The organism is Chthoniobacter flavus Ellin428, from assembly GCF_000173075.1.
Lineage (GTDB): Bacteria > Verrucomicrobiota > Verrucomicrobiia > Chthoniobacterales > Chthoniobacteraceae > Chthoniobacter > Chthoniobacter flavus.
Genome location: NZ_ABVL01000027.1, coordinates 40,954 through 66,517 on the forward strand (window position 1 = coordinate 40,954; position 25,564 = coordinate 66,517).

Here is a 25,564-nt window from a genome sequence, read left to right on the forward strand (position 1 = left end):
TTGCGTTTATCGGGCACGGTATCCGTCCCGTCCACCCGGAAGATCAACTCAGCTCCCGGATCGGCTGCCCCTTTTCCACAATATAAATCGGGCGGCCCTGATGATCGGTGTAAGTGGCATTCAGCGGCACGCCCATGTGTTGATAAATGGTCGCCGCCAGGTCGCCGGGGGTAACCGGCCGATGGGCAATTTCACCGCCGTCCCGTGAACTGGCGCCGATGACCTGGCCATGCCGGAAGCCTCCTCCGGCCAGGCACATCGACATGACGTACGGCCAGTGATTACGCCCGTCGGTGCTCCCCTGCGTGCCCAGGGTGGGCGAGCGGCCAAACTCACCCATCGCCACGACCAGCGTATCGTCCAGCAACCCGCGATCGGCGAGGTCCGTCACCAGGGTGGTAATGAGATGATCGAAGACGGGCAGCAACGGTCGCAACCCATTCCAGATGCCGCCGTAGGGCGGGATGTTGTCGCCGTGATTATCCCAGGTCCCGGAGCCGCTGTGATTGCTGAGATCGATCGTCACGAAACTCGCGCCGCGCTCGACGAGGCGGCGCGCCAGTAAGGCCTGACGGCACCAATCGTGTTCCCCGTAGCGCTCAATGATTCGGGCCGGTTCCTTCTTCAAGTCGAAGGCCTCCTGGGCCCGGCCGCCGGCGACGATGTCGAAGGCTTGCTGGGAAAATCGGTCCATCGCCTCCATTCCCCCGCTCGCATCGAGATTCCGCCGCAGCGTGTCCATCTGCTCCGAGAGCGACTTGCGCGACTGCAACCGATCCATGGTGAGGCCGCTGGGAAGTTGGAAAAGCCGGCTCGCATTGGCGCCATCAAAAGGGTCGAACTGCTGCCCGAGGTAGCCACCCCATGCGAGATGCGAGCGGCTTTTCATGTTGAGTGCGATATAGGGCGGCATTCCCGGATGATTCGCGCCGCGAAACCTGGCCACGAGCGATCCTATGGCTGGGTAGAGGTGCCCTCTCGGATTCGTCCGCGGCTCGGCAGCGCGATTGGCCGTCTGCATCACCATGTTCGGCTCGTGATTGCTTTCGCGGCAATCGACCGATCGGATCAAGGTGAACCGGTCGAGCAACGCGGCCTGTTTCGGAAGATACTCGCAGATATGGACTCCCGGCACCTTGGTCGGGATATCCTGGAATGGGCCGCGAATCTCGCGCGGCATTTCCGGTTTGGGATCCCAAGTGTCGATATGCGATGGCCCGCCGGTCATCCAAAGCAGGATGACCGCTTTGTTGCCGGAGACGGGTTTTCTGTCTTTCGTCCCTTCCGCGCGGAGCTGGAGCAGGCCGGGCAGAGTCAGTCCCGCCATTCCGGCCAGGCTCGCCTTGAGCATGGACCGGCGACTGTGGACGGTAATACCCTCCGCTACACGGGGATTGAGAAACGTGAAAGCGTGCTGCGACGAATGCCGGTGGGGTGTCTGGGGGGACATGGCTTCAGAAAAGAAACCCGCGACCCACTTCGTCATAAGGGAATTTCCACCCGGTTCCGGGTGAACCGCCCCTCTGCGGCAGCTAATTTCCCGAACCGATGAAAACCCGATGAATCGGCGTGGGATACGGCACTTCCGGTCCCTTGGCAGCGGCCCAGAGGATGCGGTTCAGCTCGTCCTCGGGCGCGCGGTCGTATTCGCGGAAATCCATCTTCGCGCTCCGTTTGGCGCCGGGCGACGACGGAGTATTTTTCGCCTCGAGGTCGACTTTCGGAGTTTTCACCTCGTAAGGCTCGGAAGATGCGTTCTGGTCGAAGCAGGTGAACATCGCCGTGGCGCCGCCGTCGTATTGCGTCATCGGCGGAAGACCGAGGATGAGCTCCATCGTCCGCACCATGCTGGCGGTCGTGTAAAGCGTGCTGTCGACGCTGTGGCGTTTCACATAGGGGCTGATGACCAGCCCCATGGTCCGGTGCGCGTCCACGTGATCGGGTCCGTTCTGCGCATCGTCTTCGATGACGAAGATGGCCATCTCGTTCCAGAATTTGCTGTGCGAAGCCGCGGCCACGATCTTGCCCAGGGCGACATCGTTGCTGCCCACGGCGGCATCCGGCGTGTGCGCGCCGGGAGTCGTTCCAGCGGTGTGATCCTCGCCCAGCGACATGATCGTGAAGCGCGGCAACTTGCCGGTTTCCTCGGCTTTTTTCAGGTCGGCAATCCAGTTGTCCACCTTCTCCTTGTCGCGTCCCGCGCCCCACTTGCCGCGGTTGATCGATGGCACTCGCTGCGCGCCTTCGCCGTAGTTTTTATAGCTCACGCCATGTCGCCGGCACAGGTCCCAGAGGTAGCCCTCCGAGGGCGTCTCCATCTCGTCATTGCCCGGCAGATGGCCCTTGCGGCTGGAATAACTGAGGATCCACGAGCGCTCGTTGTAATCTGTGGCGATCGCCGCGTCGCACCAACTGTGGCCATCCACGCTCACCTCTCCGTTGCAGTACAGGTTGTCGAGCAACACATAATCGCGCGCCAGTTGGTGGTGATTTGGCGTTACCGCTTCCCCATACATGGTGATCGAAGGATCGCCGTTGCCGAGCGGCTTGCCCGCCGCGTCGGTCATGTCCCCGAAGATCTGGTCGTAAGTGCGGTTCTCCTTGATGATGTAGAGCACGTATTTGATCGGGCACGGCGCGCCCACCTTGTCGGGAATCGCGCTCGTGCTGTGGGTGGTCGCCTGGGTCATCGACTCGGGCTTGAACGGGCAATTCTTCAAGACCTGCGCGGTATATTGGCTCATCTGAGTGTTGTCCGGCCGCGGAATGAACGAGATGTCGCCCTGGAGCAGTTTGCCGGGGTGCGTGAAGTGAACCTTCTCGCCGGGCTGCGGACGCGGCTGGCCCGCCGGAAAACTGGGCCCGAGATTCGCGACACCCTTGCCATCGCCGACGAGCAGGGTGCCATTATCCGGCGAAACGGCGAGTGCGGAGGGATACCAGCCGACGGGAATGAAGCCATTCACCACGGAGACCTTCTCCGCATACTTGGCGTTCTCGTCATTTTTCGAGCCGGAAATGTCCACGACCATCACCGCGTTGTTGTCGGCATTGGCGACGAAGAGCGTGTGGCCATCGGGCGAAATCGCCAGCGCATCCGGCGTGCTGCCCTCCGGCGCATCGGGATAGAGCGCGGTATTGATGATTTCCCGCGTGCCATCCCACAACCGCCGCGACGAATTGGCGTCCGTGCCCGGCTTTTCCAGGGTGCGGGTCTGGATCACGTGGACGGTGTTGTCGCCCGAGCAGGCCACGAACAGCCGGCCATCCGGCGCGACGGCCAGGTCATTCGGTCGAATGCCGACGGACAGATCGCGCAGCCGCCGGCCCGTTTTCGTGTCCACGACGGTTACCGCGCGGCTTCCCCAATCGCTGACATAAAGATAACGGCTATCGGCGCCGAACACGCAGCTATGCGGATGCTCGCCCACGGGGATGGCCTGCTCCCAGGCGAGCGTGCTCTCGTTCAGCACGCAGATTTCGTGGTTCGCCTCGTTGCAAAGATAAACCTTCCCCGTGCCCGGTTGGACGGCGATCCCGGCGACAAACAGCGGCACCCCGGCCCGGTCGATAGTGACCGCGGGGCGCACTTCGAGTTTCCCGTTCTCCCAGCCGAAGACGTGCACCATCCCCGACTCGCCACCCGAAACGAAGAGCCGCTTCCCGTCCTGGTCGAACGCGAGCCCATTCCACGTGTGCGGCAGGGGAATGAATTGTGCGACCTTCTTGCTCGCAACATCGATGAGGGCCAGGCCCGGATTGTTGTAGCCCGCGCACACCGCCACCGCCATTTTTCCGCCGGGCGCGATGATCATTTTCAGTGGCAGATCGCTCACCTCAGCGTGCGTTCCGGCCGGTGTGAGACCCCAGCCGTTGAAAAGCAAATTCGCTTTCGGCAACTCCGGATCGGCGGCCATGGCGTAGCACGAGAACAGGGAGACGAGCAGCAAGGAATGGAGGGGGCGCATAGGGAGGGGCGGCACTCTATCCGCGACCGAAGTCGCGAACAAGCGCCGGCACGCCGTCGGGACCAATGAGTTGCCATCCTCATAGGCCCCTCACGATTGTCTTTTGATCGCTTCCGCATAGGCTCGCCTCGGATGTCCAGTCTTTCGATTCCAGCGGCTTTTGAGCTCGCGCTCCAACACCACCAGGCAGGGCGACTGCCCGAAGCCGAGGCGCTGTATCGGCAGATCCTGAACGCCCAACCGGGGCAGCCGGATGCGCTGCATTTGCTCGGGGTCGTCGCCCATCGATCCGGCCGACCGGAAATTGCCGTGGAACTCATTCAGCAGGCGCTAAACGCAGCCCCGCAACACGTCGCCGCGCATTTCAACCTGGGCAATGCGCTCAGCGAACTGGGCCGCATGGAAGAAGCCGCGGACGCCTTTGGCCGCGCGACGGAACTCCAACCAGACTACGCCCAGGCGCACCACAATCTCGGCAGCGCTCTGGCCAAGCGTGGCCGGTTCGACGAAGCGATCGCCGCATTTCAACGGGCAATCGAGCTGAAACCTGACTATGCCTCGGCGTACAATAACCTCGGCTTGGCGCTGAAGGCGCAGGCGCGGCGCGACGAAGCTCTGGCCGCGTTTCAACAGGCAATCGCGCTTCAGCCGGATCACGCCGAAGCGCACTTCAATTTGGGCAACATTTTCAGAGAATGGGCGCGTCCGCAGGAAGCGATGACGGCGTTTCGTCGTGCGCTCGAAATCAATCCGGACTACGCCGACGCGCTCAATAACCTGGGCATCACTCTCGCGGATGCCGGGCGGCTGGACGAAGCCATTGCCTGCTACCGTCGCGCACTGCAAATCAACCCCGCCGGGGCGGAGACGAATACCAATCTGGGCAATGCGCTGTTCGAACTGCAACGGCTCGATGAGGCCGCGGCGGCGTTTCGCGCGGTGATCGAGCTCAAGCCGGACCTCGCTCAGGCGTACAACAACCTGGGCAACGCGTTGCGCGAGCAAGGTGCACTCAATGAAGCTTCCGCCGAATTCTTACACGCACTCGCCATCGAACCGAATTCCGCTGACTTCCATAACAACCTCGGCAACGCGCTCAAAGATCGCGGTGAGATCGATGCGGCCCTCGACGCCTATCGCCGCGCCATGGAGCTGGCCCCGGACGACTCAGGGCCGTGGACGAATTTCGTTTACACCCTCCTCTTTCAACCACGTGTCGATGATCGAGCCCTCATCGAGGCGCGGGCCCAGTGGAGCAACCGGTTCGCCGATCCGCTCCGTCCATTCATTCGGCCACATACCAACGACCGCAGTCCGGAACGCCGGTTGCGAATCGGCTATGTGTCCCCCAATTTCCGGCGCCACGTCGTGGGCGTCAATTTGCTGCCTCTATTCCGGCATCACGACCACACCGCGTTTGAAATCTACTGCTACGACAACGGCGTACGGGTCGATTCTTTTCACGAGGAAATCCGGCGTGGCGCCGATCACTGGCGCAGCAGCGTGGGCGTGAGCGATGAGGCGCTCGCCGAGATGATCCGGCAGGATGGCGTGGACATACTCGTCGACCTCACCCAGCACATGGCCGGCAATCGGTTACAGGTCTTGGCGCGACGGCCGGCGCCAGTGCAGGTCAGCTTTGCGGGCTATCCCGAAACCACGGGATTGGAGGCCATCGATTACCGCATCAGCGATCGTTTTCTCGATGTCGGCGCGCCCCGCCACGAACAGGTCGTGCACATCGACAGCTTTTGGTGCTACGCCCCCGCTGGCGACATCATCGAAGTCAGCGATTCTTCGGCGAAGCAAAATGGCATCGTGACCTTTGGCAGCCTGAACAATTTCTGCAAAGTCAATGACCCGATGCTGCAGCTCTGGGCGCGTGTGCTTCGCGGTGTGAAAGGCTCGCGGCTAGTGCTACTTAGCCACGCCGGCACTCATCGGCAGCGTACTCTGGATATTCTGACCGAGGCGGGAATCGATCCGTCCCGAATCGAATTCGCCACCCACCGCCCGCGGCCCAAATATCTCGAACTCTACCGGCACCTGGACGTCGTCCTCGATCCCTTCCCCTACAACGGCCACACGACCAGCCTCGACGCGCTCTGGATGGGTGTGCCGGTGGTGACTCTCGCCGGCAAGACGGCGGTTTCACGCGCCGGTTTGAGCCAACTCTCGAATCTCGGCCTCCCGGAACTGGTCGCCTTCACCGGAGACGACTACGTCGCCAAGGCGATCCAACTCGCGCACGATCTCCCGCGACTCGCCGAATTGCGCCGCACCTTGCGCGGCCGCATGGAAGCATCGGTCCTCATGGACGCGCCTCGTTTCGCGCGCAACATCGAAAATGCCTATCGCACCATGTGGCAAAAATGGTGCGCGGCGAAATAGCTTTCCAGCTACTTCGCCGCGACACGTTGAACTTTTCCTGGCTGCCCCGCGATGGATTCGCGGGAAACAGGCATCGCTCCCTATAGGAACGAACCCGTCGTTTTACGGCAGATTGGGCTGCGGCGTGTAGCGCAGGTAGGGCTTCACCTTGCGGAAGCCTTTGGGGAAGAGCTTCTCCGCGTCGGTATCGGACACCGACGGGGAAATGATGCAGTCCGTGCCCTGCTTCCAGTCCGCCGGGGTGGCGACTTTGTGATTTACCGTCAATTGCAACGAGTCGATCACGCGCAGGATCTCGAGGAAATTGCGCCCCGTGCTGGCCGGGTAGGTGAGCGTCAGCTTGATTTTCTTGTCCGGCCCAATGACGAACACCGAGCGCACCGTCGCCTTGTCGTCGGCGTTCGGGTGGATCATGTCGTAGGCCGTGGCCACTTCGCGTTTGTCGTCCGCGATGATCGGGAAATTCATCGTGCAGCTCTGCGTCTCGTTGATGTCCTTGATCCAGCCGTTGTGCGAGTCGATCGGGTCGACACTGACGGCGACCGTCTTGACGTTTCGCTTCTCAAACTCATCCTTGATCCGCGCCACAGTGCCCAGTTCCGTCGTGCAAACTGGGGTATAATCGGCCGGATGCGAGAACAGGACGCCCCAGGAATTCCCGAGCCATTGGTGAAAATCAATCTGTCCTTCGGTCGTGACAGCGGAAAAGTTCGGGGCGACGTCGCCTAATCGTAGAGCCATATGGGGTTGTTTCTTCTTTTTGTTTGCGGTTAAGGAAATTTGGGGGGCTTTCCTACTACTTTTTGAAGCCGGAGAGTCAAGGGTCCGCTTTGGTTTTTTTGAGGACGGAGAGATTACTTTTCGTTCCCCTTGGCGTCCTGGCTGGGGGCGCCGGCGAGGGCGCATCGGCCGAGCGAATGGCGTGTTATCCCTTCGCCGGCAGATACGGAATAATCGCGTGGGCGAGATTCGAAACCGTGAGCGTCTGCAGCCACACGCGGCCGGGACCGGTCAGCGCGGCGAGGAAAACGCCGTCGCCCCCGAAGAGCATATTTGCGATGCCCTTGATGCGCGTGATCTCAAACTTCACGTTGCCTTCAAACATCCCGACATGGCCCGGATGCACCCGCAACGTTTCGCCCGCCGCGAGATCGTAGGTGACGATCTCGCCACCGAGTTCGATCCACGCCGAGCCCGTGCCGGCCATCTTCTGCATCACAAACCCGCTGCCTCCGAAGACGCCCGCGCCCAGGGATTGTTGAAAGCCGACACCCAACTCCACACCGGGCGTGCCGCAGAGATAACCGTGGCGATGGATCATGTAGGTCTTGTCGCCGGAGAGCTCGATCGGGACGATGTGGCCGGGCAGTTTCGTGGCAAAAGCCACCACGCCATGATCTCCCTCAGCCCGGTATTCGGTCATGAAGAGCGAGCCACCGCCCACCGCACGCTTGATCGCGCCGAAAAACCCGCCACCTCCGGCGGCATTGGTCGTGGTGTTCATCTGGATGGAACTGGTCATCCAGGAAAGTTCGCCCGAAACGGCCACAACGCTCTCGCCCTTCGCGAGGCTGATGCTCAGGACAGGCATGGTGGTGCCGATGATCTCGTGTTGCATGGCGCGGATGGTGCGACAACGCCCCGCAAGCACAAGGAAATCCCGCGATCAAGGCAGGTCTTGTCGTCAATCCCCCCAGCCGCGCTCAAGAAGTCGTCACGTACCGCGTTTAATGCGAGTCTTCTGACTCCGGGCCGGTTGACGGGGTCAGTTTAACTAGATCCACGGAATCTGGAAGAGCCGCACCAGCGATGATCGCCCTCAACGCGGTTTTCGCGCGGCGGAGTTTGACCAACAGACTTTCGAACGTGTCGGGCATCGGGTGCGGGTAACTGGATGCCAAGACTCCGGAGATTATCGTTGAGCGTTTGAAGCTCGCGCAAAGCGTTGGGCTGCCGCGGACGGCCGACCTGTTTACGGATTTTTTCGCCGAGTCCCATGAGCGTCACCGCTCTACATGATCCGCCGTTCCCCACTCCGCTCGGCATTGAGCGTGTCGAGGACGGAACGAATCTGCGTGAGGAGTTTCTGCTGCGTATACGGCTTCGGAATGAAACCGCGCAGGCCGCGTGCCAGCATACTGCGCAGACGCTCCTGTTCGGCAAAACCGCTGCTCAGCACGACCGGCGCCTTCGGATTGATCTGCAGCAACTCGGCGAAGACATCCGCGCCATCCATGATCGGCATGGTGAAATCGAGGATGATGAGCGCGATCTGTTCCTTGAGCTTGCGGTAGATCTCGATCGCCTGAAACCCGTCCTTGGCCGTGACGATACGGTAACCTTCGTCGGTCAGCACCCGCTGGGCGAGAATCGTCACCAGATCTTCGTCGTCCACGATCATCACCAGCTCGCGCTGCCCCGTCGGATTGTAAATGCGGACGTCGGAGACCGGATGGGGCACCGGCGGCCTCACCACTACCGGCGCAGGCGGCTCCACCTTCACCGCCCCGCCCATGTCGGCCTGGTAACCGCCCACGCGATCAACCATCATCCGCGTCACCTTGGTCGCGCGCTCCACCCCGCTGCGCAGGATGGCAAAATATTTTTCCGTGTCCGGAGACTCGGCGCAAATCGTCTCCAGCACCTGGCTCGACTCGGAGATAACCTGCAGGAGGTTATTCAACTCGTTGGCCGTTGCTTTGACCCACTGGATTTCGTCGGGGCCCGGCATCGGTTAAAAAGAGTGCGGGAGTATCATGCTCCTTCGTCGCGACACGCCCACCACACGCAACCGAGGAATGCAACGATAACGAGTGTAAAAGACCCTAGAGTCAGCATAGTATTTAGCGCCGGAGGTAGTGCCGGATTGTTCTCTATAGGTCAACAGGATTCATGCCCTGCTCATATTTTTATTCGGAAGAAATCCGCCAGCACCGCCCGGTAGACCGCACGCTTCATTTCCGGCAGCCACGATAGCCGGAAATCCACCGGCGCGATCCAGCGGAAAGCCTGAAATTCTGGATGCTCCGTGTCGACATGGATCTCCGCATCCAGCCCCGTGTAATCGCACAGAAAATAGCTCTGCTCCTTGCCGTGCCAGCCGCGCTTGATCCGGCCATTGCCGTAAAGATACCGATATGGCCCTCTTTTCTCGATGATCTTGAAGTCGCGCGCCGACACGCCGATTTCCTCCCATACCTCGCGGACGAGCGCCTGCTCCGGCGTCTCGCCGTCATCGATCCCGCCTTGGGGAAATTGCCATGCGCCATCCACGCCCAACCGTTCGCAGACCAGGATGCGCCCACGCGCATTGCGCAAAATCGCCGCGACATTCGCCTTGTACCTGATTGGATCTTCACTACTCATGTTGATTCGCAAATATGCACCCGCCCTCGCAATTGTGCTCGTCCTCTGGGGACTATGGCTGCTCTGGCTCTGGCAACCCGAACGGCAAGTGCGCCTGCATACGACCCAATTTCTGAAAAAAGTCCAGCAGCGGAACTGGAAAGCGGTGCCCGCCTTCATGGCCGACGATTTTTCCGATCGCTGGGGGCACAATAAAGCCGCTGCGGTCGAGGACGCCGAGCAGGTTTTCTCGCAATTCCTCTTCCTAACGATCGAGAACCGGACCGAGCAATGTGAAGTCCACGGCCGGGAAGGGACGACGAGCACGTGGATCAAAATCAGCGGCAATGGAAGCGCCATCGCGCAGTTGGTGATGGAGCGCGTCAATGGGCTGCAAAAGCCGTTCATCTTCACCTGGCGCAAGGTCGGCTCCGCGCCGTGGGAATGGCAGCTCACACACATCGACCAACCGGAGCTGAACATCGACCCCGGAGCAGGGTTTTAGTCTGCGTCTTAATCTTAATCGTAATCTTGATCTTAATCCCCACCCGCGTGAGCAGAACACCGGCGGCACCAATGTCGCCCTCCTGCTGATCAGCGTACCGGAACCCGGCCACGCCCCCTGCTCGCCTCCGGCAGCGCCCTACTGCTCGGCTGGCCGCGCCGTCGGCAGAAATCGCCACTGTAGGCGGCGATCTTCGCCGCCGCGTGTGGGCGCGCGACCTCGAAAACCGACTGCGCCAAGCGACGGTTCGGAACGACAAAAGTCGCAACCCTCCGCCTCGGGGACGGTTCCGTACTGGAACTTTCCCTCCACCCGATGCACACTGACACACCTTCCATGAAATTCCTCCCGATCCTTCTCGCCCTTTTCCTCACCGCCCCCCTGCTCCATGCGCAAAAACAAGGCGGCGGTGCCGGTCGCAACAACCAGAATCAAAACCAGAACAACACCCCCTCGGCCACCCCGAGCGCCACCCCCACGCCGACCAATATCCCCATGTGGCGATGCAACCTGCCCGGCGGATCCTACTCTGTCGCCCTGCGCGCCATCGTCTCCGTGAGCAGCCACGAATACCTGGTCGACGGCATCGCCCGCGTCACCGAAGTGAACATTGACACCGTCGGTAACGCCCTCGCCCGCTTCTACTACATCGAACCCAGCACGCCGAATTCGCCCATCGGTCTCGGCCAGGCGACGATCGACAAAGCCCAGCAAATGCTGCAGGACGGCGCCGCCCGCACCGGACAGGACGTTTGGCAGAAAGTGGTCAAGAACTACCCCACCACCACGCACGCGCACACCATCGAGTATCGAGTCGCCGACAAAGACACCCTCTCCAAGCTCTACACCAGCGCCGAAAGTTCCCTGCGCCTGAACCGCAACGCCGTCTTCGACGGAACGAACACCACGCAGACCGACCCGACCCAGACTCCGAATCCGAATATTCCGAGTAACTAAAAGTTACCTCACCCACTTCCCGCCGGGCGTGGAAATGATCGGCAGCACGTCATCCATGTACTGTGTCTTGCCCGTGGCACCGACCATCGAGACGCCGGTGTCCTTGCGGAACACCTGGCTCATGCTCTCGCCAGTGTGGCAGCTCCAGCTCTTGACGAACGCGTCGCGGGAAAAGATGCCGCGGTTGAGCTTCGCCAAATCGTCCTGGTGGATCCACGCCTTCGAGGCGCTGTCGATGTTGTTCGAGTAATCGAACATCCAGCAGGCCTTGTTGCTGTGGCCGAAGTATTCGAAATCCGCGATCTTTGTCTTGCTGCGATCCAGACCGTAGTTGAGGTAGTCGAACACCTGGGCCGGCTTGTCGAAGAAAATGAGCTTCACGTGAAAGGCGTCGCGCACACTCTCGATATGGCTGATGAGGTCGTTGTTGTCCTGCTTGGCGCGGGCGAGGTAAGCGGGGCGATAAACCAGCCAGGTGACCTGCGCACCGGGCACCTGCTGCTCGATCTGCTCGATGCGAATACGCGAGGCGCGCACGAAGTTCATCCACCAGTTGTCATGCGGGGCAGCCTTCCACTTTTCCCAAATCCACAGCGAAACACCGCCGGTAAGAACGATGAACTCTCCACTCTGCGCCGTGGGTTGGGGATCGGCGGCATGAAGCGGGGCGGTGCAGAGAAGCAGACAGGCTGCGAGGAGCAGGCAGATGGATCGCATGGGCGGAAAAGTTGACTGAATTTTCCGCAATGCAAAGGGAATTACGCGCTCGGATTCGGAAATGCGGGCCCTGCGTAATCACCCGCTCATGGCACACAATTGTTACACATTCACTATTCCCTCGGCTTGTTTTTCCGTTCGAAAAATAGACCATCAGTGACATGTCTACGTCCCGCCTCATCCCAGCCATCCTCAGTCTCGTCACCATCGCCACCGTCTTCTGCGCCCCGGCCGTCAAAGCCGAGCGGCAGCCCCGCATGGATGCGGCCCTCGGCGACCTCCAGGCCGCTCGCGCCAAACTCGAACACGCCGAGCACGACAAAGGCGGCCATCGCGAAAAAGCGCTCGAGATGGTCAATGCCGCGATCGCCCAGATCAAGGAAGGCATCCGCTACGACAACCGCCACTAAGAACTTGAGACCGCGGTCCATTCCGACCGCGTAAAAACTCCCACCCACACGACCGTCTGGTGCCCATCACCGGCGGTCGTGTTTGCTTTTTGGGGAGTCAGGTCCAGATGACGGTCGTGGCGAACGCGCTTTGGCGGTAGCGACGCCAAGCTTCAGACGAGTGACCGACACGCGCACCCGTCGGTGCCGGCGAATGGGTCAGCGGCTTAACCAAGTAAGGATCAGTCGCGGTGAACGCCGCCCGCACGAACGCAACAATGCCGACCAGCACAGCCAGCACAAGCAAGGAACCAGCAATGATGGACAGCTTCCTCATGGCGTTCATGAGTCCGCCCGAAATATCTTACGATATCGCCACACTCGGAACCGGAGGGGGCGGCGGGGTCGAATGTTTGCGACGCAGCGCCAAGTAGCCAACGATGAGACAGATGATGGCGATCAGTCTCAAGGCGCAATGCCCGGCGAGCGCCCGATGGGGGAAGCTGCCGAAGGGCACTAAGGTGATGTTATAGACATTTATCGCGAGAGAAGCCAGTTGCACCATCCCAAGAAACAGCGCCGCGGCGAGGCCTGGACGCAGCCACAGCCAGACGACTCCAGCGGTCAGAACAATGATGTCGAGCGCAGTCGCTGACCAATTGCCCGTAAGGGCGCTCCCCAGCACAAACGCAGTAATATGCCCCAGCGTGGTCGCAATCGCTCCGCCGAAATATTTCGGCCGAATCGGGCTATTGATGAAGAGCAACAGAAACACAATGGCGGCGGCTCCGGGAATCCAGATCGACGCACCGCAATATTGACTCAGGACCCAGCCGCAACCGGCACTCACAAGGCCGGAAATGGACCCTAGTGGATTGGGCTTCTTTGTACGTTCAGGCATAATGTACCTCACGCCTGCGCCGCGAGTTCCTTGCAGCGCTGGATGTCCAGCTTGCCAGTGCCAAGCACGGGGACGGCGTCGACGCGTTTTACGATCTTCGGGATCCAGAGGTTCGGCAGGCCGGCGTCGGAGAGCTTCTTGCGCAGATCGCCGGTGTCGATCTCGTGCGTAGTGAGGAGCACCAGCGCCTCGCCTTTCGCTTCGTCAGGAATGGCCGTGATCGCGCAGGTACGCTCGCTTTCCTTGGCGAGGTCGAAGGCTTCCACGATCCGCGACTCGACGGTTTCGTGCGGGACCATTTCGCCGCCGATCTTGGAGAAGCGCGAGAGCCGGCCTTCGATGAAACAGAAGCCGTCCTCGTCGAAGCGCGCCAGATCGCCGGTCTTGAACCAGCCATCCTTCAGCACCTCGGCGGTGCGCTTCGGATCATCGAGATACCCATCGAAAATGTTCGCGCCTTTCAGCCAGAGCATGCCCGTGGCGTGCAGGGAGAGCGGTTCATCGGTATTCGGATCGCAAATGCGCGCGGCGATACCCGGTGCGAGTTTGCCGATGGAGCCGTCCCGACTCGAAGGCTGCACGGGATCGTTGGCGTTCGGCGCCTTCACTTCGGGCAGATTAAAGGCCACGACCGGCGAGGTCTCAGTGAGGCCGTAGCCCTGCAGCACCTTCATCCCGAATTGCTCCTCGAAGGATTTTTGCAAATCGGCGGGCAGCTTTTCCGCGCCGGTGACGAGCAGCTTGAGCGAGGCCAGTTGCTTCGGCTCGGCCTTGCGCATGTAGCCGCGCAGGAAGGTGGGCGTGGTGACGACGAGCGAGATTTTGTAGCGCTCGATGAGGCCGGCGAGCTTGGCGATTTCCAACGGGTTCGGATAAGTGACGACCGTCACCGGCTCCATCATCGGGAAGAGAATCGTCACCGTGGCGCCGAAGCTGTGAAAGAAGGGCAACGAACCGAGCACGCTCTCGCCGCGCTCGAACTCCAGCATGAGCGCGAATTGCGCGACATTGCCGAGAAGATTGCGATGGGTGAGCGCCACGCCCTTCGGCGCGCCACTGGAGCCGCTCGTGAAAAGGAGGAAGGCCTCGGCGTGGTCGCCTTCGCGCGGAATGCACAGCGCGCGCGCCAGCACCCACGCCGGCGTCACGCACACCGCGGCGCGCCACAGGGCGATGTCGCGCTTCATCGGCGGCAGGATTTCGTCGAGCATCAGCGTATGCTCCGGCCAGGGGAAATCGGCCAAGCGCTTCGTCACCGCGTGGGCGGTGATGCAATGCTTGATCTCGGCGATGGCCATCGAAGCTTCGATCGCCGCGCGGCCGGCGGTGAAGTTGAGATTCACCGGCACCTTGTCCGCCAGCAGCACGGCAAGATTCACCACCAGCCCCGCCTTGCCCGGGGGCAGCACGATGGCCACACGATGGCGGGAGCATTCGCGGCGAATGTAACGGCTGAGGGTGATCGCCACCGCGAGCAGCGAACCGCGGGTGAGCTTCGACTGGTCGAAACCATCGATCACCGCCACGTCGAACTGATGCTTCTTCAGCCCGCGCAGGCAGGCCTCGCCGAGATGCCCACGCAGCATGGGCCGGTGCTGGTAGCAGAATTCGCCGAGTTCGAGGAATCGCGAGCGCACCGTGGCAATGTCCGCCTCTTCCGCCTTGAGCGGCGTGCCAAAGGCGACCGTGACCGGATACGGAAACTGCCGAGGCCATTTGAAGAAATACTTCCCGCCCTTGAAGGAAAAGACCGAGCCCCAGAGCTGATCGAGCCACACCGGCACCACCTCCGCCTCGGCCTGGCGGGCGATGAGTTCGTAGCCGCGCTTGAGTCGCAATAACATCCCGCTACGCGAGAGCTCGCCCTCGGGGAAGATGCACACGATCTCGCCCGCCTGGATGGCCTCGACGGCGAGCTTGACCGCGTCCTTCGCCTTGCGCGGGGAAATGGGCAGCGCGCCGACCGCGCGGAAGATGGGGTTCAGCCAGCGCAGGTTGTAGATGTCCGCGAAGACCACGAAGCGAATCGGCCGCGGACAAGCAAGTTGCAGGATCACCGCATCCACCCACGTGAGGTGATTCGGCAGGAGCAGAAAACCGCCTTTCGGCAGTTGCTCCACACCATGGGCTTTCACCCGATAAATGATCGAGGCCAGAAACTGGCCGAGGCCACGAATGATGCGTTCAGCGAGGGAGGTATGACGAGCAGCGGAATCCACGGCGGCGGAGTATTAGAGAGCCGGGGGAAGGAGGGTAGCTCTTTTTCTTAATCTTGCTCTTAATCGTAATCTTAATCTCTCCCATTACGTTCCACGGAAGGAGCTAAGCTTAAGAGTAAATTAGAATAAGAGCCAGCCCCCCTCAGATTTGGCGCAAACGTTGGGCGATGCGTCCTGGGGCGCCTCTCAAATCCTCAAGGGCGTGCAAAATGATGCCGCGCGACTCGATCGAGTAGAAGAGCCCGTAGTGCCGATCAAACACTAGCACCCGCCGGATAAAACCTCGATGCACAACGGGGGCCGATTTGTGGGAACAGCTGCAATTGACGGGTAGTCTCCAAGAGCGCTTCGAAGAACCGATCACCCGTACCGGACCTGTAAACATCCAACCGTTCGTAAATGGCCTGCAAGTCGAGATCCACTCCCAACGTCCAGACAACCTCCATCATTTCTGTCTGACGACAAGACGTTCCTTGAGGTGACGGAGATTCTCGGTGACCTGTTCCGTCGTCAGAACATCCTGCGGACGATCCCGATACGCAGCGATCCTTTCATCCAGAAGCGCCGCTGTTTCCGACGAGATAGGCCCCACAGCAGCGGAAGCCTCGCGCCAAATTTCACCAGCCAGCAGGAGTTTCTCCTCCACGCTCAGCGCCTGAATCGCGGGAATCGTTTCCAAGATCATTAGGTCAAGCGTATCGCATTCTGGGACTTTGTAGAACGAATTTTTATGGCGGACCGAGGACTTCTGGCCGGAGAGAGGACCAAAGCGGAGGAAAGACGGTTCTTTTCTTGATCTGCCCTCTCACGCTCCTACAGAGAGGATTGAGAGTAAGATTAAGATTACGATTAAGAGGCTCCGACCGCAAAATACGCTTCCCTTACAAAGGTGAAACGCATGGGATGGCGCGCGTTTTCCCGGGCATGCAGGAACCACCATCATCCACGACTCGTCGCGCCGCCACCAGCGCCCTAGCTCTCCTGCTGGCGATCAATCTTTTCAACTACATCGACCGCTACATCCTGGCGGCGATCGAGCCGCTGGTTTCCGATCAATTCTTCGGTGCCAAGGACGACACCGCCATGGCCAAGACCGGGGCGCTGGCCACGGCGTTTCTCGTCAGCTACATGATTCTCGCCCCGCTCTTCGGCTGGCTGGCGGATCGCTTTTCCCGCTGGCAGCTCATCGCCTTTGGGGTAGCCCTGTGGAGCCTGGCCAGCGGCTGGTCGGGAATGGCGGCGACCTTCACCATGCTGCTCCTCACACGGGTCTTCGTGGGCGTGGGCGAAGCCGCCTATGGCCCAGCAGCGCCGACGATCATCTCGGATCTTTATCCCGTGGAGAAACGCGGCCGGATGCTCGCCTATTTCTATGTGGCCATCCCGGTGGGCAGTGCCATCGGCTACGCGTTTGGCGGGGCCGTCGGTGCCCACTTGGGCTGGCGCTGGCCGTTCTATCTGGTCACCCCGCCCGGCCTCATCCTCGCGGCGCTGTGTCTTTTCATGCGCGACCCTCGCGGCGTGCGCGCTCGGGCCGCAGAGACGCCGAAAAAGCCCAAGATCAAGCTCACCGACGCCCTGGCGCTCTTCCGCATCCCCTCCTACACGCTCAATACCGCGGCGATGACAGCGATGACCTTTGCCATGGGCGGCATGTCGTTTTGGGTGCCGCGCTACCTATATTCGTTCCGCGCCGCGGATTTCGGCGGGCACCCCGATCTCGGCAAAATCAATTTCACCTTCGGCGCCATCACCGCCACCGGCGGCCTGCTCGCTACCCTGGCCGGCGGCTGGGCGGGCGACCGCGTGCGCCGCCGTTATCCGGGCTCCTACTTCCTGGTCTCAGCGATCAGCATCTTCCTCGCCTTCCCAGCGATCATTCTGATGCTGCACACCCCCTTCCCGGCAGCTTGGGGGCTCATCTTCCTGGCGATCTTCTTCCTCTTCTTCAACACCGGCCCGGCCAATGCCGCCTTGGCGAACGTGACCCCGTCCGGCAACCGCGCCACCGCCTTTGCCCTGAACATCCTCTCCATCCACATCTTCGGCGACGCCATCTCGCCTCCGCTCATCGGCTGGATCGCCGGCAAATCCAACATGAACGTCGCCTTCATGGTGGTCTCGGCAATGATGGTCGTGGCCAGCATCTTCTGGCTCTTCGGCCTGCGGCATCTCGGACGCGATACGGCGGCCATTACAGCTTTAGCAGAAACATCCAACATCCGATGACAGAACCGCCACCGTGGGAACGCTTCCGGACAATGAATGAATGCCCAGTGTGGATGTGATCGGGCGTCCGCAATCAGCCCTCGCGGATATCCGGCGTCCCCCGCGCGGCTTGCCAAAATCGAAGAATATAGATCGCGTTCGGGGCATGCAGCCGTTCGTAAACAATACGGTACGAGCCGTGCACAATCTCACGTACCGCTGGATCGCCGAGCTCAGGAACGATTCGGCCCATGGCCGGGAAGTCACCTATGGATAACGCCTGGCTGATGAGCTCGTTGCCAAACGTGCGAGCCCGCTCGGGGTTATTGCGAGCGATAAATGAAACAATCTCCTGCAGATCGCGCTGAGATTGTTCGGTCAGAGTTACCGGCCAGCCCACGTGTCGATTAGCTTTCGGGCGTCCTCGGCGGGAATACCTTCGCGCCGATGCGCTTGTTTCCGGGCGGTTTGGACGCCGGCAAGAAACTCGATTTCACGCGCGATTTCCTCCAACGACGCGTTCTCTGGGAGCTTGGAAAGGAGGTCGATCACGATTTCGCGATTGCTCATGGAGGCAATCTCTCAGAACCCCGTCTTTCTGGCAAATCCGAACTCCGATAGCACAGCGATCACGGGAACGGAGGAGGCGCTGCGGGGCGGATTTTCTCTTCATTGGATGTTGGGTGTTGGACGTTGGATGTTGAATGTTCCATACTCCCTCCCATGTCCGAGACCCTGACCCCGATGATGCAGCAGTACCAGAGCATCCGGAGGTCTCTCCCCGCGGATACCCTGTTGCTTTTCCGGCTTGGGGACTTTTACGAGATGTTCTTCGAGGACGCCAAGGAAGCCTCTGCGATCCTCAATGTGGCGCTGACCAAGCGCAATCTCACCCCCATGTGCGGCATCCCGCATCACGCGGCGGATAATTACATCCGGCGGTTGATCAAGGCCGGGCGGCGGGTGGCCATCTGCGACCAGATCGGCGAACCGCAGAAAGGGCAAATCGTCCAGCGGGAGATCACCCACATCGTCAGCCCAGGCACGGTGGCCGACCTGCACATGCTCGATGCGAAGCGGAACAACTTCCTCGCCGCGATCTATGCCGGCGGGAAGAGCGGCTACGGTTTTGCTTTTGTCGATCTCACCACCGGTGATTTCCGGCTCACCGAACTGGCCGATGAAAAAGAACTGGCCGATGAACTCGCCCGCGTGCAACCCGCCGAGGTGCTGGTCAGCGAGGAGCAGGCGGCGCAATTCCGAGACGTGCGCGGACTCGTGGCGCGCGACGGCTATACTTTCCTGCTCGATCAGGCCTATTTCACCCTGCGCGATCATTTCAAAGTGCAATCGCTCGACGGCTTCGGCTGCGAAGAGCTGCCGGGAGCGATCGGCGCGGCGGGGGCGATCCTACATTATCTCAAGACCGAGCTACGCCGTTCGTTGAGCCACATCACGCGGCTCGTCTGCTATCGCAACTCGCAGTTCATGGTGCTCGACGCCGCCACGCAGGCGAATCTCGAGCTCGTCGAGGCCCGCGGCGGCGGACGCGACACTTCCCTGCTCGGCGCACTGGATCGCACGGTCACGCCCATGGGCGCCCGTAAGCTGCGCGACTGGATTTTGCATCCGCTCTGCGAGATCGCCCCGCTGCAGCAGCGGCAGCAGATGATCGCCGATTTGCTGGCCGAGCCGTTTTTGCTCGGGAATCTGCGCGAGACGCTCAAGTCGATCCGCGACATGGAGCGCACGGTGGGGCGGCTCACGCAGACCGGTGGCAATGCGCGCGATCTGCAGGTCTTGCGCATGTCGCTGGAGCAGATCCCACAATTGCGGGATGACCTCGAGGCGCTCGGGAAAGCGCGCAATCCGCTGGAAGAAGTGGGACGCGCCGGAGCCCCTCGACAAGCTCGGGGCCTTGAGCCTGTCGAAACGGCGCATCTCTCCGGGCTGGGGGAGCAAATCCGCGGGGATTTGCATCCGTTGCCGCATGTCGTCGAATTACTGACCAAGGCGATCGTCGATGAGCCGCCGGCACTGACCCGCGAAGGCGGCATGTTCCGCGATGGCTATTTCGCCCCGCTCGACGAACTGCGCAATGCGGGACGCGAGGGCAAGGATTGGATCGCCCAGCTGCAGCAACGCGCCATTGAGGAGACCGGCATCAAGTCGCTCAAGGTCCGCTACACCTCGGTCTTCGGCTATTTCATCGAAGTCACGAAATCGAACCTGCACCTCGTCCCGCAGAGCTGGCATCGCAAGCAGACCGTGGCGACGGGCGAGCGCTTCATCACCCCGGAACTCAAGGAAGTGGAGGGCAAAATCCTCGGCGCCGACGAGCGTGCCAAGGCGCTGGAGCAGGAGCTCTTTCTTCAAATCCGCGACGAAGTCCTGCGCGAGCTGCATGCCCTGCAATCCACCGCCGCTGCCGTGGCCACGCTGGATGTGCTCGGCGCCTTTGGGGAAACCGCGCGACTCTTCGGCTATTGCCGCCCGTCACTGAGCGAAGATCTGCGCATCAATATCGTCGATGGCCGTCACCCGGTGCTCGACCAATCGCTGGTCGAAGAAAAGTTCGTCCCGAACGACGTCCTGCTCGACGGGGAAAAGAACCGCCTGCTCATCCTCACCGGTCCGAATATGGCCGGCAAATCGACTTACATCCGCCAGGTCGCTCTCCTCACTCTGATGGCCCAGATCGGCTCGTGGGTGCCGGCGAAGGAAGCGGAGATCGGTCTCGCGGATCGCATCTTCACCCGCGTCGGCGCGAGCGATGACCTTTCCCGCGGCCAGTCGACCTTCATGGTCGAGATGAACGAAACGGCGAACATCACCAACAACGCCACGGTGCGTTCGCTGGTCATCCTCGATGAAATCGGCCGCGGCACCTCGACCTTCGACGGCTTGAGCATCGCCTGGAGCGTGGCCGAGTATCTGCACGACGAAGTGAAAGCCCGCACGCTCTTCGCCACGCATTACCACGAGCTCACCGAGCTCGAGCTCACCCGCACCGGCGTGCGCAACTACAACATCGCCGTGCGCGAGTGGAACGACCAGATCATCTTCCTGCGCAAGATCATCAAGGGCGGCGCGGACAAGAGCTACGGCATCCAGGTCGCGCGCCTCGCCGGCCTCCCAGCGGGCATCATCGCCCGGGCCAAGGAAATCCTCAGCAACCTCGAGCAGCACGAGCTCACCGCCGACGGTAAACCCGCCCTTGCCGAAGCCCCGCCCCCGCCCAAGCACGGCATGCCGCGCAACAAAAAGAAAGCCGAGCAAGCCCGCGCGGAGATGAAGCCGCAGATGACGCTGTTTTAGAAAGTGCGGTCGAAATGCCTGACGGAAACTCGAACAAATCCACCCTGAATTCGCGGCGATTTGGCGCGGGTGCAGCCCGCTCGATTCCCATTGGCTGTTTCGGGGCCGTCTTCTGGTTGTTGTCCTTGTTCATGCTGGCCGGGGTCGCTGGCGCGCAAATCGACACGGACCGGGCGATCGAGGACCTCAAGCGCGAGCGCGACCGCAACCTGGCGGAAACCCGGATGCGGGCGGTCGCGGCGGAGAGGTCCATCGGCATTACCTATCGCGGTATCCTGGAACGGATGATTCAGGACGCTGAGGCGGCCGATGACATGGAAGCCGTTTCCAAACTCAGCGCCGAGCTGCGCGCTTGCCAGAACCCCGGGGCCGGTGGCGTCCGGCGCAATCTCACAAAGTTCGACCAGCGAATCATCGACAAGCATGCGCAGCGCGATACGCTTTCCTGCATCCCGAGTTCGGTCGAAATGGTGCTGAAGTTGGTGGGCAGAGTGCCGGGGGGATTTTACGATCTGCAGGCCGGATGGAAGAACAAGTCCGACGGCAGCTTTAAGGATTTCGATGGCAAGACTTTCGCCGGCGTCACTTTTCACCTCCAATTTTCGTTGCCACGCGATGATTCTTTCCCCTTGGAAAAGGAGTTCGAGACGATCCATCGCGAACTGCAAGCGGGGCGATTCGTCATCGTCGGCCTGGTTTCCCCTGGAGGCTGGCACAATTGGGTGATCTATGATGAGGATACCGACGGTGAATTCCTGGCAGTCTCCAAATTCAAAGATGTGACGATCAAGGAGCCGCAAGTCAAAAAAGCCATCCGGGAAATGCACGGCACAGAGCTCGGCACCTACGAGTTGGGAGCAGACGGGCGATAGGTCGCATTCACTTTCCCCTCACCTCGCACTCAGCATCTCGCCCACCTTTTCGAGCAGCGCCGCGAGGCTGTAGGGCTTGGGCAGAAACGCCACACCCGCGGGCAGGCCGCCGCTTTGCGCGAGCGCGTCGCGGGTGTAACCGCTGCAGAGCAGCGCACGGGTCCCGGGGGAGAGTCGCGAAACCTCCGTGGCGAGTTGCACACCGCTCATGCCAGGCATGACCACATCGGTGACGAGCAGGTCCGGTCGCGCGGTACCCATATCCGCCAACCGGGCGAGCGCGTCGTGCCCATCCTCGGCGACGATCACCCGATAGCCCGCTTCCAGCAGAACGGTGAGGCCGACCTCGCGCAGCATTGCCTCGTCGTCGACAAACAGGATCGTCGGCAAGCCTGAGGAAAAAGTCATCGGCGGCAACGGGGTGTCCTCTTCCACGATGTCGGCAGCCGGCAGGCAGACATGAAACACCGAGCCGCGTCCGACATGACTGCGTACCGTCAGATGGCCGCCGCTTTGCTCGATGATCCCGCGACACATGCTGAGCCCGAGGCCGGGGTGCTGCCCTTCCGTTCTCGTGGTGAAGAAGGGCTCGAAGGCACGCGCCATGGTGGCTTCATCCATGCCGGTGCCCTGATCGGTGATCGTCAGTCGCACGTAATTCACCTCGCCCTCGCGGCCGTCGCGCGGACGTTCGGCCGGGCTGAGAATGATCGGTAGCGCCTCGATCGTGAAGCGTCCGCCTTCCGGCATGGCTTCGCGGGCATTGGCCGCCAGTTGCAGGATGACCTGCTCGAACTGCGCCGCATCCTGCCAGACGCGCAATTCGCCGTGGGTCGCGATGGTGAGTCCGATGCTCGTGCCCAATGTGCCCATCAGGCGTGGCTCGAGGGCGTGCAGCCAGCTTCCGAGTTCGATGGCCCGCGGCTGCAAAACCACGCGGTGCGAGAAAGCGAGAAGTTGTTGGGTGAGACGCGCCGCGCGCTCCGTGGCGAGATGGATATCGGCAAGATAACCGGCCTCGATGCTGCTCGCCGGCACGCGTTGTTTGGTCAACGCGGCGAGGCCCTGCACAGCGGTGAGGATGTTATTGAAATCGTGCGCCACCCCACCGGTCATGCGGGCGATGGCGTCCTCCTTTTCCTTGCGGCCACGCTCCACTTCCTCCTGCAATCGCACGGTCTCGGTGATGTCGCGGGAGTTGAAGACGACGCCGAACACCGCGGGATCGTTGAGCAGGTTATTTCCGCTGCCTTCGAGAATGCGGTAGCTCCCGTCGGCGTGCCGAAAGCGGAAGCGGATCACGGGGGTATGCCCCTGCCGCTCGAGCGCCTCCTGAAAGGCGCCCGCAACCATCGGAAGATCGTCGGGGTGAACGAAATCAGAGGCATTGCGCCCGCGATAGTGGGCCGGCGGGTGGCCGAGCTCGCGTTCGATGGAACGGCTTTCGAAACGGATCGTGCCGTCCGCCTCCAGGATGGTGATGAGCTCCAGCGAGTATTCCGTGAGATGGCGGAAGTAGGCCTCGCGCAATTGCAGCGCCTTGATGGCCTCGACGTCGCCCGTCATGTCGCGCCGATTGCGGGCCGACTCCATGAGGCTCACCGCCTCGTGGGCGAGCGCCTTCAGCAGTTCGCGCTTGGCGGCGGAGATGTGGCGCGGCTGGCGATCGATGACACACAACGTGCCGATCGGAACGCCATCCGGCGTGACCATTGGCGCGCCGGCATAGAACCGGATTTTTTGATAACCGGTGACGTAAGGATTGCCGCGGAAGCGCTCGTCGTAGCGCGCGTCGGTCACCACCATCACTTCGTCGGGATGTTCGATGGCCAGGGCGCAAAAGGCATGAGCAAGCGGGGTTTCGGTGATGTGCGTGCCCAGACGCGCCTTCAGCCACTGGCGGCGGTCATCGAGCAGGGTCACCATGGCGACCGGCGTCTCGCAAGCCACGCTGGCCCGGGCGACGAGGGCGTCGAATTCCGGCTCCGGAGGCGTATCCATGATCTGATAGCGGGCCAGGGCGTCCAGGCGGCGCTGCAAATCGGCGGGGGTCACAAAGAGATCTGTCATAGCCAGGAAAGAGATGTGGAAGCCTCGGACTTCGCCGCCCGCCTAAACCGTAGATTTTCCAGAATTATCATAGACAAGGTCCTTTCTAAGCGATTTTTCGTCCAACTCCTTCTGCGGCCCGTACGGATTTCCACGTGTGGTCCACCCGAGGGGGAAAGGCCTACTGGAGGCTCCGCAGCAACGTTGACACCTCCGACAGGTTGAAGCATGCTCTCTTAGCCATGAGCACCATCACTGTTGCTGTTCCCGATCCGCTCGATGCGGCGCTCACTGAACGCATGAAGTCCCTCGGTGCTCGTTCGAAGGAAGAATACCTGCTCAGTCTGGTCGAAGCGGATTGCGCAGTCAGTGAGTTGGATCAAACTTTGCTCCAGCGTCTGGCCGGTCCGTTTATTCCGCTCCCGGACGACTGGATGAATCAGGTAAAAAAGGCGGCCGTCGGACGGGTGTGAATCTCGAACTGAACGCCGCCGTGCTGGCGGACGATTTGCCGGCGATCCACGAGGATAGCGGGGTCAAACCCGTCCCTCCGCAATTTTTCCTCGCTCCACACGCCAGTCGGGCCTAGTTTGCCCGCCCTTTTTCGTCATGACTGCCGTCTCCAAGACTCTCCGCGTGGGGCTGCCCTCGGGCTCGCTCCAGGAGCCCACATTCGCCCTTTTCGCCAAGGCTGGGTTCAACATTTCCGGCGCCAGCCGCTCGTACAAGCCGAGCGTGGATGACCCGGACCTCACCATCCGCCTGCTCCGCGCGCAGGAAATCTCCCGCTACGTGCAGCATGGCTTCCTCGACTGCGGCCTGACTGGCAAGGACTGGATCGCCAACAACGGTTCTGATGTCGCCGTGCTCGCCGAGATGACTTTTTCCAAGGTCAGCAACAAGCCCACGCGCTGGGTCATCGCCGTGCCGGAGGATTCCGCGATCAAGTCGGTCAAGGACCTGCAGGGCAAGGTCATCGCCACGGAGGCGGTAGACCTGACCAAGAGCTTCCTCGCGAAGCATGGGGTGACGGCCGAGGTCGAATTTTCCTGGGGCGCCACCGAAGTGAAAGTGCCCGATCTCGTCGACGCCATCGTGGACGTCACCGAGACCGGTTCCTCGCTGCGGGCGAATAAGCTGCGCATCCTGGAGACGATCATGGAGTCGTCCCCGCAATTCATCGCCAACCACAAGGCGCTGGAGGACAACTGGAAGAAAGAGAAGATCGAGAAGCTCCTCCTCCTCCTGAAGGGCGCGTATGCCGCCCGCGACAAGGTGGGCCTGAAGATGAACCTCAGCGAGAACAAGCTCGCCGACCTCCTCAAGACTCTCCCGTCCCTGCGCAATCCTACCATTTCGCAGCTCGCGGGCAGCGAATGGGTCGCCGTCGAAACGATCATCGACGAGAGCGTCGTCCGGGAAATTATTCCCCAGCTCAAGGCGCTCGGCGCCGAGGGCATTATCGAATACCCCCTCAACAAAGTCGTTTATTGAGAGGCAGTTGAGAGTTGAGGGCTGATAGTTGAGAGCCGCGCTTCCTGGCTCAGACGACTCAACCCAAGCAACATCTCATCTCTCCTCCCCCTTTACTCACCCGCTCCCGTGCCACCACCCGTGGCTCTCAACTCTCAACCCTCAACTCTCAACTTTTTTGCCCCTGACAGGCAAAAAGCGGTTGCGCCTTCCGAGGAAGCATGATTTCCTCGCCACCCCTCAACGAAAACT

At 61.3% G+C, this 25,564-nt stretch carries 23 protein-coding genes; 9 read left to right on the forward strand and 14 right to left on the reverse strand.

The window, feature by feature from the left end:
• Positions 1 to 43: 43 nt before the first annotated feature.
• On the reverse strand, positions 44 to 1,450 hold the full coding sequence (locus CFE428DRAFT_RS27470) for a DUF1501 domain-containing protein (protein WP_042725939.1): 1,407 nt from the start codon (positions 1,448 to 1,450) through the stop codon (positions 44 to 46).
• Between the two features lie 82 nt (positions 1,451 to 1,532).
• The gene (locus CFE428DRAFT_RS27475; protein ID WP_006982964.1) at positions 1,533 to 3,968 is read right to left on the reverse strand and encodes a bifunctional YncE family protein/alkaline phosphatase family protein; all 2,436 of its coding nucleotides are present in this window, start codon (positions 3,966 to 3,968) and stop codon (positions 1,533 to 1,535) included.
• Positions 3,969 to 4,100: 132 nt separating this feature from the next.
• Between CFE428DRAFT_RS27475 and CFE428DRAFT_RS27480 the strand changes: the two genes are divergently transcribed.
• Positions 4,101 to 6,359, forward strand: a complete 2,259-nt coding sequence (locus CFE428DRAFT_RS27480) for a tetratricopeptide repeat protein (RefSeq protein WP_006982965.1) — start codon at positions 4,101 to 4,103, stop codon at positions 6,357 to 6,359.
• Between the two features lie 102 nt (positions 6,360 to 6,461).
• Here CFE428DRAFT_RS27480 and CFE428DRAFT_RS27485 read toward each other — a convergent pair whose 3' ends face one another.
• The 4 genes from CFE428DRAFT_RS27485 to CFE428DRAFT_RS37865 form a co-directional block, all read right to left on the reverse strand.
• On the reverse strand, positions 6,462 to 7,100 hold the full coding sequence (locus tag CFE428DRAFT_RS27485) for a peroxiredoxin (protein ID WP_006982966.1): 639 nt from the start codon (positions 7,098 to 7,100) through the stop codon (positions 6,462 to 6,464).
• Between the two features lie 184 nt (positions 7,101 to 7,284).
• Positions 7,285 to 7,977 (reverse strand): TIGR00266 family protein, encoded by a 693-nt coding sequence (locus CFE428DRAFT_RS27490; RefSeq protein ID WP_006982967.1) that lies wholly within the window; start codon positions 7,975 to 7,977, stop codon positions 7,285 to 7,287.
• 393 nt (positions 7,978 to 8,370) lie between these two features.
• Positions 8,371 to 9,090, reverse strand: a complete 720-nt coding sequence (locus CFE428DRAFT_RS34590) for a response regulator (protein WP_006982969.1) — start codon at positions 9,088 to 9,090, stop codon at positions 8,371 to 8,373.
• Between the two features lie 170 nt (positions 9,091 to 9,260).
• On the reverse strand, positions 9,261 to 9,725 hold the full coding sequence (locus CFE428DRAFT_RS37865; RefSeq protein WP_006982970.1) for an RNA pyrophosphohydrolase: 465 nt from the start codon (positions 9,723 to 9,725) through the stop codon (positions 9,261 to 9,263).
• On the opposite strand from CFE428DRAFT_RS37865, the gene CFE428DRAFT_RS37870 reads away from it, so the two are divergent.
• Together CFE428DRAFT_RS37870 and CFE428DRAFT_RS27510 are read left to right on the forward strand one after the other, a co-directional pair.
• Positions 9,724 to 10,209, forward strand: coding sequence for a hypothetical protein (locus CFE428DRAFT_RS37870; RefSeq protein WP_042725932.1), 486 nt, complete (start codon positions 9,724 to 9,726; stop codon positions 10,207 to 10,209). The two genes, CFE428DRAFT_RS37865 and CFE428DRAFT_RS37870, sit on opposite strands and share 2 nt — an antisense overlap.
• 336 nt (positions 10,210 to 10,545) lie before the next feature.
• On the forward strand, positions 10,546 to 11,166 hold the full coding sequence (locus tag CFE428DRAFT_RS27510; protein WP_006982972.1) for a hypothetical protein: 621 nt from the start codon (positions 10,546 to 10,548) through the stop codon (positions 11,164 to 11,166).
• Positions 11,167 to 11,169: 3 nt separating this feature from the next.
• Here CFE428DRAFT_RS27510 and CFE428DRAFT_RS27515 read toward each other — a convergent pair whose 3' ends face one another.
• Positions 11,170 to 11,883, reverse strand: coding sequence for a hypothetical protein (locus CFE428DRAFT_RS27515; protein WP_006982973.1), 714 nt, complete (start codon positions 11,881 to 11,883; stop codon positions 11,170 to 11,172).
• Between the two features lie 161 nt (positions 11,884 to 12,044).
• Here CFE428DRAFT_RS27515 and CFE428DRAFT_RS27520 point away from each other — a divergent pair, with 161 nt between their 5' ends.
• On the forward strand, positions 12,045 to 12,293 hold the full coding sequence (locus CFE428DRAFT_RS27520) for a hypothetical protein (protein WP_006982974.1): 249 nt from the start codon (positions 12,045 to 12,047) through the stop codon (positions 12,291 to 12,293).
• A gap of 97 nt (positions 12,294 to 12,390) precedes the next feature.
• Here CFE428DRAFT_RS27520 and CFE428DRAFT_RS27525 read toward each other — a convergent pair whose 3' ends face one another.
• The 4 genes from CFE428DRAFT_RS27525 to CFE428DRAFT_RS27545 all read right to left on the reverse strand — a co-directional run bounded on the left by CFE428DRAFT_RS27525 (position 12,391) and on the right by CFE428DRAFT_RS27545 (position 16,071).
• Positions 12,391 to 12,609, reverse strand: coding sequence for a hypothetical protein (locus tag CFE428DRAFT_RS27525; protein WP_131989276.1), 219 nt, complete (start codon positions 12,607 to 12,609; stop codon positions 12,391 to 12,393).
• 27 nt (positions 12,610 to 12,636) lie between these two features.
• Positions 12,637 to 13,173, reverse strand: a complete 537-nt coding sequence (locus CFE428DRAFT_RS27530) for a hypothetical protein (protein WP_006982976.1) — start codon at positions 13,171 to 13,173, stop codon at positions 12,637 to 12,639.
• An 8-nt stretch (positions 13,174 to 13,181) separates the two neighbouring features.
• On the reverse strand, positions 13,182 to 15,392 hold the full coding sequence (locus CFE428DRAFT_RS27535) for an AMP-binding protein (RefSeq protein ID WP_006982977.1): 2,211 nt from the start codon (positions 15,390 to 15,392) through the stop codon (positions 13,182 to 13,184).
• 445 nt (positions 15,393 to 15,837) lie between these two features.
• Entirely contained in the window at positions 15,838 to 16,071 is a 234-nt protein-coding gene (locus CFE428DRAFT_RS27545; RefSeq protein ID WP_157447656.1) for an addiction module protein, read from the reverse strand.
• A gap of 245 nt (positions 16,072 to 16,316) precedes the next feature.
• Between CFE428DRAFT_RS27545 and CFE428DRAFT_RS27550 the strand changes: the two genes are divergently transcribed.
• A complete protein-coding gene (locus CFE428DRAFT_RS27550) occupies positions 16,317 to 17,621 on the forward strand; it encodes a spinster family MFS transporter (RefSeq protein WP_042725941.1) in 1,305 nt (434 codons plus the stop codon).
• Between the two features lie 73 nt (positions 17,622 to 17,694).
• Here the strand turns inward: CFE428DRAFT_RS27550 and CFE428DRAFT_RS27555 are convergent, their stop codons facing one another.
• Both CFE428DRAFT_RS27555 and CFE428DRAFT_RS27560 read right to left on the reverse strand, forming a co-directional pair.
• Positions 17,695 to 18,000: a type II toxin-antitoxin system RelE/ParE family toxin gene (locus CFE428DRAFT_RS27555; protein ID WP_042725934.1), complete on the reverse strand. Its 306-nt coding sequence runs from the start codon at positions 17,998 to 18,000 to the stop codon at positions 17,695 to 17,697.
• On the reverse strand, positions 17,985 to 18,170 hold the full coding sequence (locus CFE428DRAFT_RS27560; protein WP_006982982.1) for a hypothetical protein: 186 nt from the start codon (positions 18,168 to 18,170) through the stop codon (positions 17,985 to 17,987). Before CFE428DRAFT_RS27560 ends, CFE428DRAFT_RS27555 begins: the two co-directional genes overlap by 16 nt.
• Before the next feature lie 153 nt (positions 18,171 to 18,323).
• Between CFE428DRAFT_RS27560 and mutS the strand changes: the two genes are divergently transcribed.
• Positions 18,324 to 20,918: a DNA mismatch repair protein MutS gene (gene mutS, locus CFE428DRAFT_RS27565; protein ID WP_006982983.1), complete on the forward strand. Its 2,595-nt coding sequence runs from the start codon at positions 18,324 to 18,326 to the stop codon at positions 20,916 to 20,918.
• Between the two features lie 14 nt (positions 20,919 to 20,932).
• Positions 20,933 to 21,790, forward strand: coding sequence for a hypothetical protein (locus CFE428DRAFT_RS27570; RefSeq protein WP_006982984.1), 858 nt, complete (start codon positions 20,933 to 20,935; stop codon positions 21,788 to 21,790).
• Between the two features lie 18 nt (positions 21,791 to 21,808).
• Here CFE428DRAFT_RS27570 and CFE428DRAFT_RS27575 read toward each other — a convergent pair whose 3' ends face one another.
• Positions 21,809 to 23,860, reverse strand: coding sequence for an ATP-binding protein (locus CFE428DRAFT_RS27575; RefSeq protein WP_006982985.1), 2,052 nt, complete (start codon positions 23,858 to 23,860; stop codon positions 21,809 to 21,811).
• Positions 23,861 to 24,081: 221 nt separating this feature from the next.
• On the opposite strand from CFE428DRAFT_RS27575, the gene CFE428DRAFT_RS27580 reads away from it, so the two are divergent.
• Positions 24,082 to 24,312, forward strand: coding sequence for a hypothetical protein (locus CFE428DRAFT_RS27580; protein WP_006982986.1), 231 nt, complete (start codon positions 24,082 to 24,084; stop codon positions 24,310 to 24,312).
• A gap of 136 nt (positions 24,313 to 24,448) precedes the next feature.
• A complete protein-coding gene (gene hisG / locus CFE428DRAFT_RS27585) occupies positions 24,449 to 25,333 on the forward strand; it encodes an ATP phosphoribosyltransferase (RefSeq protein ID WP_006982987.1) in 885 nt (294 codons plus the stop codon).
• Positions 25,334 to 25,564: the final 231 nt, after the last annotated feature.

What these genes read in the sequence shown, in the direction of transcription:
- CFE428DRAFT_RS27470 (WP_042725939.1), bottom strand. Translation starts at nt 1,450, where the DNA reads ATGTCCCCCCAGACACCCCACCGGCATTCGTCGCAGCACGCTTTCACG.
- CFE428DRAFT_RS27475 (WP_006982964.1), bottom strand. Translation starts at nt 3,968, where the DNA reads ATGCGCCCCCTCCATTCCTTGCTGCTCGTCTCCCTGTTCTCGTGCTAC.
- CFE428DRAFT_RS27480 (WP_006982965.1), top strand. Translation starts at nt 4,101, where the DNA reads ATGTCCAGTCTTTCGATTCCAGCGGCTTTTGAGCTCGCGCTCCAACAC.
- CFE428DRAFT_RS27485 (WP_006982966.1), bottom strand. Translation starts at nt 7,100, where the DNA reads ATGGCTCTACGATTAGGCGACGTCGCCCCGAACTTTTCCGCTGTCACG.
- CFE428DRAFT_RS27490 (WP_006982967.1), bottom strand. Translation starts at nt 7,977, where the DNA reads ATGCAACACGAGATCATCGGCACCACCATGCCTGTCCTGAGCATCAGC.
- CFE428DRAFT_RS34590 (WP_006982969.1), bottom strand. Translation starts at nt 9,090, where the DNA reads ATGCCGGGCCCCGACGAAATCCAGTGGGTCAAAGCAACGGCCAACGAG.
- CFE428DRAFT_RS37870 (WP_042725932.1), top strand. Translation starts at nt 9,724, where the DNA reads ATGTTGATTCGCAAATATGCACCCGCCCTCGCAATTGTGCTCGTCCTC.
- CFE428DRAFT_RS37865 (WP_006982970.1), bottom strand. Translation starts at nt 9,725, where the DNA reads ATGAGTAGTGAAGATCCAATCAGGTACAAGGCGAATGTCGCGGCGATT.
- CFE428DRAFT_RS27510 (WP_006982972.1), top strand. Translation starts at nt 10,546, where the DNA reads ATGAAATTCCTCCCGATCCTTCTCGCCCTTTTCCTCACCGCCCCCCTG.
- CFE428DRAFT_RS27515 (WP_006982973.1), bottom strand. Translation starts at nt 11,883, where the DNA reads ATGCGATCCATCTGCCTGCTCCTCGCAGCCTGTCTGCTTCTCTGCACC.
- CFE428DRAFT_RS27520 (WP_006982974.1), top strand. Translation starts at nt 12,045, where the DNA reads ATGTCTACGTCCCGCCTCATCCCAGCCATCCTCAGTCTCGTCACCATC.
- CFE428DRAFT_RS27525 (WP_131989276.1), bottom strand. Translation starts at nt 12,609, where the DNA reads ATGAGGAAGCTGTCCATCATTGCTGGTTCCTTGCTTGTGCTGGCTGTG.
- CFE428DRAFT_RS27530 (WP_006982976.1), bottom strand. Translation starts at nt 13,173, where the DNA reads ATGCCTGAACGTACAAAGAAGCCCAATCCACTAGGGTCCATTTCCGGC.
- CFE428DRAFT_RS27550 (WP_042725941.1), top strand. Translation starts at nt 16,317, where the DNA reads ATGCAGGAACCACCATCATCCACGACTCGTCGCGCCGCCACCAGCGCC.
- CFE428DRAFT_RS27560 (WP_006982982.1), bottom strand. Translation starts at nt 18,170, where the DNA reads ATGAGCAATCGCGAAATCGTGATCGACCTCCTTTCCAAGCTCCCAGAG.
- mutS (WP_006982983.1), top strand. Translation starts at nt 18,324, where the DNA reads ATGTCCGAGACCCTGACCCCGATGATGCAGCAGTACCAGAGCATCCGG.
- CFE428DRAFT_RS27570 (WP_006982984.1), top strand. Translation starts at nt 20,933, where the DNA reads ATGCCTGACGGAAACTCGAACAAATCCACCCTGAATTCGCGGCGATTT.
- CFE428DRAFT_RS27575 (WP_006982985.1), bottom strand. Translation starts at nt 23,860, where the DNA reads ATGACAGATCTCTTTGTGACCCCCGCCGATTTGCAGCGCCGCCTGGAC.
- CFE428DRAFT_RS27580 (WP_006982986.1), top strand. Translation starts at nt 24,082, where the DNA reads ATGAGCACCATCACTGTTGCTGTTCCCGATCCGCTCGATGCGGCGCTC.
- hisG (WP_006982987.1), top strand. Translation starts at nt 24,449, where the DNA reads ATGACTGCCGTCTCCAAGACTCTCCGCGTGGGGCTGCCCTCGGGCTCG.